General features: G+C 72.0%; 9 protein-coding genes. 4 read left to right on the plus strand and 5 right to left on the minus strand.

Features of this window, described 5'->3' with window-relative positions; translation table 11 throughout:
- Positions 1–9 precede the first annotated feature (9 nt).
- The 4 genes from NE236_RS32715 to NE236_RS32730 are packed head-to-tail and all read left to right on the plus strand — an operon-like array spanning position 10 to position 4,800.
- On the plus strand, positions 10–1,020 hold the full coding sequence (locus NE236_RS32715; protein ID WP_252846074.1) for an ABC transporter ATP-binding protein: 1,011 nt from the start codon (positions 10–12) through the stop codon (positions 1,018–1,020).
- Positions 1,017–2,066: an ABC transporter substrate-binding protein gene (locus tag NE236_RS32720; RefSeq protein ID WP_252846075.1), complete on the plus strand. Its 1,050-nt coding sequence runs from the start codon at positions 1,017–1,019 to the stop codon at positions 2,064–2,066. The genes NE236_RS32715 and NE236_RS32720 overlap by 4 nt, the downstream gene beginning before the upstream one ends.
- Positions 2,063–3,118, plus strand: a complete 1,056-nt coding sequence (locus tag NE236_RS32725; RefSeq protein ID WP_252846076.1) for a nucleoside hydrolase — start codon at positions 2,063–2,065, stop codon at positions 3,116–3,118. Before NE236_RS32720 ends, NE236_RS32725 begins: the two co-directional genes overlap by 4 nt.
- A complete protein-coding gene (locus NE236_RS32730; protein WP_252846077.1) occupies positions 3,115–4,800 on the plus strand; it encodes an adenine deaminase in 1,686 nt (561 codons plus the stop codon). Before NE236_RS32725 ends, NE236_RS32730 begins: the two co-directional genes overlap by 4 nt.
- Before the next feature lie 123 nt (positions 4,801–4,923).
- Here NE236_RS32730 and NE236_RS32735 read toward each other — a convergent pair whose 3' ends face one another.
- From NE236_RS32735 to dut, 5 genes are all read right to left on the minus strand, one after another.
- A complete protein-coding gene (locus tag NE236_RS32735) occupies positions 4,924–6,639 on the minus strand; it encodes an IlvD/Edd family dehydratase (protein WP_252846078.1) in 1,716 nt (571 codons plus the stop codon).
- Between the two features lie 93 nt (positions 6,640–6,732).
- Positions 6,733–7,188, minus strand: a complete 456-nt coding sequence (locus NE236_RS32740) for a VOC family protein (RefSeq protein WP_252846079.1) — start codon at positions 7,186–7,188, stop codon at positions 6,733–6,735.
- A gap of 91 nt (positions 7,189–7,279) precedes the next feature.
- Positions 7,280–7,852, minus strand: a complete 573-nt coding sequence (locus NE236_RS32745; protein ID WP_252846080.1) for a Uma2 family endonuclease — start codon at positions 7,850–7,852, stop codon at positions 7,280–7,282.
- 133 nt (positions 7,853–7,985) lie between these two features.
- Positions 7,986–8,816 (minus strand): DUF3710 domain-containing protein, encoded by an 831-nt coding sequence (locus NE236_RS32750; protein WP_252846081.1) that lies wholly within the window; start codon positions 8,814–8,816, stop codon positions 7,986–7,988.
- 3 nt (positions 8,817–8,819) lie between these two features.
- A complete protein-coding gene (gene dut, locus NE236_RS32755) occupies positions 8,820–9,317 on the minus strand; it encodes a dUTP diphosphatase (RefSeq protein WP_252846082.1) in 498 nt (165 codons plus the stop codon).
- Between the last annotated feature and the right edge of the window lie 273 nt (positions 9,318–9,590).

A 9,590-nucleotide genomic window follows, 5' to 3' on the forward strand; every position in this document is an offset into this window, starting at 1 on the left:
GGACGCGACATGGTGAATCCGGTGGAGCTCGACGGCGTCACGCGGGAGTTCGGCGGAGTGACGGCCGTCCAGGATCTCGACCTCACGGTGCCGGAGGGGAAGTTCACGGCGCTGCTGGGCCCGAGCGGCTGCGGGAAGACCACGACGCTGCGGATGATCGCCGGGTACCTGGCGCCGACCCGGGGCCGGATCCTGCTGGACGGCGCCGAGGCGACCCGCCTGCCGCCCGAACGCCGCAACCTGGGCATGGTCTTCCAGTCGTACGCCCTGTTCCCCCACCTGACGGTGGCCAAGAACGTCGCGTTCGGGCTGCGGATGCGCAAGGCCGGGCGGGAGGAGACCCGCAGGCGCGTCGGCGAGGCCCTGGAGCTCGTGGGCCTGTCACACCTGGCCGAGCGCCGCCCCCGGGAGCTGTCCGGCGGGCAGCAGCAGCGGGTGGCACTGGCCCGCGCGATCGTGATCCGGCCCTCCGTGCTCCTGCTGGACGAGCCGCTGTCCAACCTGGACGCCCGGCTGCGGGTGCAGATGCGGCAGGAGCTGCTGAACGTCCAGCGGGAGACCGGTGTGACGGCCGTCCTCGTCACGCACGACCAGGACGAGGCCCTCGAACTCGCGGACCTGATGGTGATCCTCCGCGACGGACGGCTCGAGCAGCTCGGTCATCCGCGCGACGTCTTCCCCGCGCCGGCGAGCCGCTTCGTCGCCGAGTTCCTCGGCTACGAGAACTTCCTCACCGTTCCCGGCCACGGTCCGGTGACGATCCGGCCGGAGTACGTCCGTGTCCTCGCGGCCGGCGAGGAGCCGCCTGGCGGAACGCTGCTGTCCGGCACGGCCGCCCGTGTGACCTACCGGGGCACCGACTGCCTCGTGGCCGTACGGGCCGGCGACCAGACGGTGCTCGGCACCACGGCCGCGGAGATCCGTCCCGGCGACGAGGTCCGGGTGCTGCTGCCCGGCGACCGTCTCATCCACCTTCCCGAAAACGCCCCCGTTCCCGCCACCGCAGGAGATACCCGATGAGAAGACAGCTGCCGGCCGTCCTGGCCGCGCTCGTGATGGCCGGCACGCTGGCGGCCTGCGCCGGCAAGCCGACCTCCGACCCGAAGAAGCTCGTGGTGAGCACGTTCGGATTCGGCGAGCAGCAGTTCGAGCAGACGGTCGTGAAGCCGTTCGAGCAGCAGACCGGCATCAAGGTCACCGTCGAGACCGGCGCCAACGCCGACCGGCTGACCAAGCTGCGGGTCGACAAGAACAACCCGACCACCGACGTGGTCATGATCTCGGACTACTTCAGCACGATCGGCCGGCAGCAGGGCCTGTTCGACAAGATCGACCCGGCGGCGGTGCCCAACCTGTCGAAGATCTACGACTTCGCCAAGGACCCCGCCGGTTACGGCCCGACCTACACGTACCAGCTCCTCGGCACGCTGTACCGCACCGACAAGGTGAGCAAGGCCGAGGCATCGTCCTGGCAGGGGCTGTGGGACGGCAAGCACAAGGGACAGATCGCCATCCCGGACATCTCGGTCTCGGGCGGGCCGACCTTCCTGCTCGCCACCGGGCAGACCTTCGGCACCGGGCCCACCGACGCCGACACCGGGTTCCGCAAGCTCAAGGAGCTCAAGCCGGACGTCCTGAAGTTCTTCACCCGCAGCACCGAGCTGACCAGCCTGCTCGACCGGGGTGAGGTCGTGATGGCGCCGGGGCTGGACCTGTTCGCCGTCGACCTGGTCAAGGCCGGCAAGCCCGTCGCGTGGGTGCCGCCCGCCAAGGGCCGGTTCCTGACCGCCAACACCGTGCAGCTCGTCAAGGGCGCCGGCAACAAGGCGGGCGCGGAGAAGTTCATCAACTACCTGCTCGACGCCGGCGTGCAGGCCCGCGCCGCGCAGGCGTACTACGACAAGCCCGTCAACAAGGGCGCCAAGGTGCCCGAGCTGCTCACCAAGGTCGCCGGCGATGCCGCCGCCGACCCGCAACGCGCCGGGTACGGCCCCGCCGACCTGGATCTGATCGCCAAGAACCGGGACGCGTGGATCCAGCGGTTCGCGCGTGAGGTGTCGGGGTGACGCCCGTCCCCGTACTGATCGACTGCGATCCCGGCATCGACGACGCCATCGCGCTACTCCTGGCGTTCGCCTCCGACGAGATCACGGTCGAGGGCGTGACCACCGTGGCGGGCAACGTCGGGATCGCCCAGGCCACCGCCAACGCGGCCCAGGTGCTCGACGCCGCCGGCGCGCCGCCCTCGCTTCCGCTGGTGCCCGGCTTCGGCGGCCCGCTCGCCCGGCCCGAACGCGTACCGGACGAGCCGGTGCACGGGCCGGGCGGCCTCGGCGGCGTGACGCTGCCCGCGTCGCGCCGCACGCCGGCGCCCGGCGGCGCCCACGCCGTGCACCGGCTCGCCGCGCAGCTGCGCTCCCGGCCGGGGACGCGCACGCTGATCGCCCTGGGGCCGCTCACCAACGTGGCCGGGCTGCTGCACCAGTATCCCGAGGCCGCCGAATGGGTCCGGGAGATCGTGATCATGGGCGGCGCGGCCTTCGTCCCGGGCAACGTGACCGCCGCCGCCGAGTTCAACTTCCACGCCGACCCCGAGGCCGCGCGGTACGTCCTGGAGTCCGGCGCGCCGGTACGCCTCGTGCCACTGGACGTCACCCGGCGTGCCGAGGTCACCAGGGAGAGCGCCGACGCGCTGGCCGCCCTCGGGGGCACCACGGCGTACGCCGGCCGGATGCTCGCGCATCTCGCGGACCGCGTGGCCGAGCGGGAGCGCGCGGCCGCGGAACGCCGGCGCGTGCTCACGGGCGCCGGGTGGCCGCATGGCGGCCCCGCGCCGGAACCGGCCGGGCCGGTCCGGACCGGCGACCCCGTCGCGGTCGCCCGGGTGCACGACGCGCTGGCCGTCGCGGCCGTGCTGCGCCCCGGGCTGCTCGGGTGGACGCCCGCCGCCGCCTCGGTGGAGTGCGCCGGCGAGCTCACCCGCGGCGCGCTCGTCGCCGACGTTCACGGGCGGACCGGTCGGGAGATGACCACACTGGTGGCGACGGACGTCGACGCGGACGCGTTCGCGGCCCTGCTCGCGGAGCGGCTCGCGTCCTACGCGGAGGAGAGCGCGTGAGCGACATCGACCTTCTCATCCGCGGCGCGCGCGTCGTGTCCGTGCACACCGGCGAGGTGTGGCCTGCGGACGTGGCGATCAGCGGCGACCGGATCCGCGCGCTGCTACCGCCGGGGACGCCGGTGGACGATGCCCGCGAGGTGCTCGACGCCGACGGCCTGCTGGTGGCGCCCGGCTACATCGACGCGCACATGCACGTGGAGAGCTCCCTGCTGACGCCCCGGGAGTTCGCCCGAATCACCCTGGCCCGGGGCACCACCACGGTCCTCGCCGACCCGCACGAGATCGTGAACGTCGCCGGGCGCGAGGCGATGGCCTGGATGATCGAGCAGGGCCGCGCCACACCGCAGACGATGCTGTGGGCGGTGCCCTCCTGCGTGCCCGCCCTCGACGGGTTCGAGACCGCCGGCAGCCGCCTGACCGCCGACGACATCGACGAGATGCTCGGCTGGGACGGCGTGACGACGCTCGGCGAGGTCATGGACTACCGTGCCGTGGTCGGCGGCGACGAGCGGATGCACGCCATCGTGGCCGCGGCGCGCCGCCACGGCGTCCGGCTGGACGGCCACTGCCCGAACCTGTCCGGCGCCGATCTCGCCGCGTACCTGTGGGCCGGCATCGACTCCGACCACACGAAGAACACCCCCGAGGTCGCGGTCGAGAAGGCCCGTCTGGGGATGACACTCATGCTCCAGGAGAAATGCCTGACCCCAGAGGTCGTCGACGCGCTGCGGGCACTGCCCGTCCTGCCGGACTTCTGCCTCGTAACCGACGACCTCGCCGCCGACGCCATCGTCGATCGCGGGCACCTCGACCACATCGGCCGGGTGGCGCTCGCCCGCGGCCTGGACCCGCTCACGGTGCTGCGGGCGCTGACCCTCCATCCGGCCCGGCGCCTGGGCCTCGACGACCGTGGGGTCGTCGCCCCCGGCAGACGCGCGGACCTGGTGCTCCTGCGCGCACTGGACGATCTGACGCCCGAGGCGGTGATCTGCGGCGGACGGCCGGTCGCCCAGGCGCACGGTGCCGCCGAGCCCACCGGGAACCCCTTCGCCCGTTCGGTACGGCTCGACCCGCTGACCGGCGAGGACCTGCTCTGGCGCGTCGACCTCCCCGACGGCGACCACCTGTTCCGGGCGATGCGCGTCAACCCGGTCGACACGTTCACCGAACCCGCGGAGGTGCGCCTTCCCGTCCGCGACGGCGTCGTGGCGTGGCAGGGCCGGACCGCGGTGACGGCCGTCTACGAGCGCCACCACGGCAGCGGGCGGCGCACCATCGCGCCGGTGGTCGGCTTCGACCTCGCTCCGGGCGCGGTCGCGACCACGTACGCGCACGACAGCCACAACCTCACGCTGATCGGGACGGACGCGGCCATGATGAGGACCGCGGCGAACCGTGTGATCGCCGCGTCCGGCGGCATCTGTGTGGTGGCCGCTGGGTCCGCACCCGTGGAGCTTCCGCTGCCGGTCGGCGGGGTGATGTCCGACCGGCCGGCCCCCGAGGTGGCGCGCGGCTCGGCGGCGGTCCGCGACGCCCTGCACGCGTGGGGCTGGCGCAACCGGAACGCCTTCATGAGCATTTCGACGTTGACCCTCCCTGTGTCGCCCCAGGTCAAGCTGACCGACCGGGGCCTCGTACGGGTCGTGGACCGCGCGTGGGAGCCCGCCGTCCTCAGCTGAACGCCGGGGACGGCGGGCCCTGGAACCGCGCGACTCGCGGGGTCGCCGGTCCGCGGGTCGGTGCGACTCGCGGGGTCGTCGGTCCGCGGGTCGGTGCGACTCGCGAGGTCGTCGGTCCGCGGGTCAGTGCGACTCGCGGGCGACCGCGTCGCCCGAGGAGCCGATGAGGAAGTCCTGGTCCGCGCCGGTGTCCGCGCCCATCACGGTGTCGACGTACAGCCGCTCCCAGCCCCGGCGCGGCCGGGCCACGCCGTCCAGCAGGGCTTTCGAGGGTTCCCGCCGGTCGAGCTCCTCCTGCGGGATGTCGACGTCGATGCGGCGGTTCTCGACGTCCAGGACGATCGGGTCGCCGGTCCGGACCCGGTCCAGCGGGCCGCCCGCCGCCGCCTCGGGGGCCACGTGCAGGACCACCGTGCCGTACGCCGTGCCGCTCATCCGGCCGTCGCAGACACGGACCATGTCGCGTACGCCCTGCTTGAGCAGCTTCTCGGGCAGCGGCATGTTCGAGACCTCCGGCATTCCCGGGTAGCCCTTCGGGCCGCAGCCGCGCAGCACGAGCACGGAGTCGGCGTCGACGTCCAGCGCCGGGTCGTCGAGGCGGGCGTGCAGGTCCTCGATCGAGTCGAACACCACGGCACGCCCGCGGTGACGCATCAGGTGCGGGGAGGCCGCCGCGGGCTTGATGATGGCACCGTCGGGCGCGAGGTTGCCGCGCAGGACGGCGATCCCGGCGGCGGCCTGCAACGGCGCCTCCCGGGTGCGGATGACCTCCGGGTCCCAGATTCCGGCGTCGCCGAGGTGGTCGACAAGCGGGCGGCCGGTGACGGTGAGCGCGGCCGGGTCGAGGAGGTTCTGGACCTGGCGGAGGACCGCGTGTAGCCCGCCCGCGCGGTGGAAGTCCTCCATCAGGAACCGGCCGGCGGGCTGAAGGTCGACGAGCAGCGGGACGTCCGCGCCGATCCGGTCGAAGTCGTCCAGGGTGAGGGGGACGCCGAGCCGGCCCGCGATCGCGAGCAGGTGGACGACCGCGTTGGTGGATCCGCCGAGCGCGGCAAGCGCGACGATCGCGTTGTGGAACGATCCAATCGACAGCACGTCGCTGGGCCTGCGGCCCTCGTGGGCCATCTCGACGGCCAGCCGGCCGGTCTCGTGGGCGCGGGCGAACAGGCGGCTGTCCGGGGCGGGCAGGCCCGCCGTGCCGGGCAGCGTGGTGCCGAGCACCTCGGCGAGCAGGCCCATCGTGGACGCCGTGCCCATCGTGTTGCAGTGGCCCCGACTGCGGATCATGCACGACTCGGACTCCAGGAAGTCGCGCTCGGACAGTTCACCGGCGCGCACCTCCTCGCTGAGCCGCCAGACGTCGGTGCCGCAGCCCAGCCGCACGCCGCGGAAGGTGCCGGACAGCATCGGCCCGCCGGGCACGACCACCGCGGGCAGGTCAACCGACGCCGCCGCCATCAGCAGGGCCGGGATCGTCTTGTCGCATCCGCCGAGCAGGACCACGCCGTCGACGGGATTCCCGCGCAGCATCTCCTCGGTCGCCATCGCGGCCATGTTGCGCCACAGCATCGCGGTCGGCCGCAGCTGCGTCTCGCCGAGGGACACGACGGGCAGGTTGAGGGGGACGCCCCCCGCCTCCCACACGCCCTGCTTGACGCTCTCGGCCACCTGGTCGAGGTGACTGTTGCAGGGCGTCAGGTCCGAGGCGGTGTTGGCGATGGCGATCTGCGGACGCCCGTCGAAGGCATGGCCGGGCAGGCCCCGGCGCATCCAGGCCCGGTGGATGTAGGCGTTGCGGTCCTGACCCGAATACCACTGGGCGCTGCGCAGATCAGACATGCGTTCCATCCCTTCGAACGAAAGCCCAGGGTATGGAATCACATGAGCGCGCCGATCGTCACGCAGCGTTCCACGTGATGGACGCGGGCCCGCTCAGGAGTCGTCCCCCCACAGTCGCCGTACGGTCTCGAAGACCTTCTGGTTGTGGGAGATCTCGACGACGTTGCCGTCGGGGTCCTTCAGAGCGCAGATGTAGCCGACCGGGCCGGGCATGTCACGCGGTTCCCAGTGCAGGCACCCGAGCCCGCGAGCGCGTTCGGCGAGGGCGTCGACGTCCTCGCGCCGTGGCACCTCGATACCGAGGTGCGCGAACGGGGCCAGCAGCCCCAGACGGCCGCCCCTGTCCTCGTTGAACGACACGAGGACCAGCACGAACGGCGTCTCGACCTGCTTGTCGTTCGACAGCCACGCGCTCTCACCGGCGGCGTCCTGGAAGCGCTCGACCACCACCAGGGGCGTCAGCGTCGTGTAGAACTCGATCGCCTTGTCGAGGTCCCCGGTGGGCAGCGCGACGTGGGTCCAGCGAGCCTGCGTCAGAGCCGCCCCCATCGAGTCCTCCCGAGCGCCGCGGCGGAGTAAGCGTCCCCCTCAGGCTACGAACCCACCTTCCCCGGGTCCATGGGCCGTTCCCAGCTTGACTTCAGTCTCGTTCCCCGATCAGTTGGGCCGGGTCGAAGCCCAACTCGAACGGCTCCGCCAGTTTGAGCGTCTCCCCCGCGTGTGCAGCAGCGATCTTCGCGTAGCCCCGGCCCCGCAACTCGTACACGGCGACCTGGACAACACCGGAGAGTTCGACCTCCACGAAGAACGGAATGCCACCTTCCGCATAACGCTGGGACTTCCACGTCCGCTCGAACGCCGTATTACCAGGGCTGAGGATCTCGGTGACCAGCGTTACGTCGGCGGCGTCCAGACACGGACGGGCGCCGGAGAGCGCGGCGACAGATCCGACGACTACATCAGGGATCAGGAGGTCGGCTCCGAGCCGGAGGTTCACGTCGCGGTTCGCCACGAGGCCGGGCGGTGTCACATCGTCGAACAGCCTCTCCAGCTGTTTGGCTGCCCATTGATGAGGATTGGGAGGCACGGGGGATACCACCAGTCTTCCTTCGAGAAGCTCCTGGCGCATGCCGTTCTCCGGCAGGGCCAGCACCTCCTCGATCGTCCAGCTCGTTCGGTAATGATCGGGCGGCATGGCAAACGCCTCCGTCATCGGTGGATCACCTCCGTACACGTCGCCAGTCTCGCACGCCTAGGCGATCACTGTACGCATCCATTTGACTACAGGGCTGGAAAACGCGAAATCCCGCCCCTGGCCTTGCGGCAGGGACGGGATTCGGAGTGGTTCAGCGGACCTCGGTGATCTCCGGGCCGCGCTCAAAAGGGTTGAACGGCGACCTGTCGTCCTCGCCCTCCTCCTGCCCGGCCTGCTCGGCCATCGCCTGCTGCGCCTCGGCCGGCAGCGTGAGTTCGAGCAGCTCGCGAGGCGGCATCGGGCTGTCACCGCGCACGACCACGACGTTGGAGAAGATCTCCTCCATCTTGGCGGCCTCCTCCGGGTCCTGCAGGGCGGCGCCCTGCAGGACACCGCGCAGGAACCAGCGGGGGCCGTCCACGCCGAGGAAGCGGACCGGCTGCCAGCCGAAGCCCTGCTCGGCGATCTCCGGCGGCACCTGGTCGAGCATCTCCTCCGGGATGGCGACCGGGACCATGGCGTGCAGCTCGGTGCCGAACGGCCCGTCGGCCTCCTGGGTCTCGCCCTGGGACTGCTTGATCTCCTCGGCGATCTCCTCACGGAGCTCGTCCCAGATGCCGCTCTTCTTCGGCGCGGCGAACGGCTGGATCTGCAGGCCGCTCTCCCCGTGGACGACGGTGACGGCGACGAACTGGCCGCCGACGGGGTTGCCCTCGGCGTCCTCCTCGACCCCGTCGATGTTCAGCTGAATCTCGATGTCCTCCCCGATGGGCACCTGGATCGCGCCGAAGTCGACACGCTCCATCTCGGGGATGGAGCCCGTCTCGGCGTCCCAGGGGCCGCCGAGGGACACTGCCGCGCGCTCCTGCTCCTCCTCGGACCCGGACTCTTCGGCTCCGGACTCCTCGGCCGCGACGGTCTCCTCGTCGGTCGGCTCGAGGTTCTTCTCGGGCTCCTCGTCCCGACGACGGCGTCCAAACACGACTCACGCTCCTTCGTTGTGCTGTACGGCCGCGTCCATGGCGCGGCCCTCCACGGCTCCTGCGTACCCGCCCGTGGATCCGAAACCACCGTCTCCGCGGGCCGACCCGGGAAGGGCCTGGACCTCATGGAAGACGGCCCGCTCCACGCGCTGGACGACCAGCTGCGCGATGCGGTCGCCGCGCGTGAGGCGCACGGTGTGCTCGGTGTCGGTGTTCAGCAGGGTGACCTTGATCTCTCCCCGGTAGCCCGCGTCGATGGTGCCGGGGGCGTTGACGATCGTCACTCCCAATCTAGCCGCCAGACCGGAGCGCGGGTGCACGAAGGCGGCGTAGCCGTCGGGAAGGGCGATGGCGACCCCGGTCGGCACCACGGCGCGGGCCCCGGGCGGCAGCTCGACGTCCACGGTGGTGATCAGGTCGGCCCCCGCGTCGCCCGGGTGGGCGTACGACGGCGCGGGCAGGCCGGGATCCAGCCGCTGGATGAGAACGTCAACAGTCAAGGGCTCCACCTCGTCATGATCTGATCGCGGCGCTCGCCTCGGCGCACGTCACAGGCCGTGACACTACCGCCTGCACGGCCCTTGACCGGTGAGCTCGGTAAGCCCGACGACGCCCGGTCACGAGGCGTCGGGGCGCCGGTCGTCCGGTTCTCGCCCCGCCGACGGGGCGTCCGCGGGCGCTCCGTCGTCCGGCGCGGCGGCGCCGGACGCCGGCGACGGGTTCCCCGATGACGCGCCGACCGGCGGAGCACCCCGCCGGCGGCCGGCCAGGAG

The sequence above is a fragment of the Actinoallomurus purpureus genome, from assembly GCF_024055795.1.
Classification (GTDB): domain Bacteria; phylum Actinomycetota; class Actinomycetes; order Streptosporangiales; family Streptosporangiaceae; genus Actinoallomurus; species Actinoallomurus purpureus.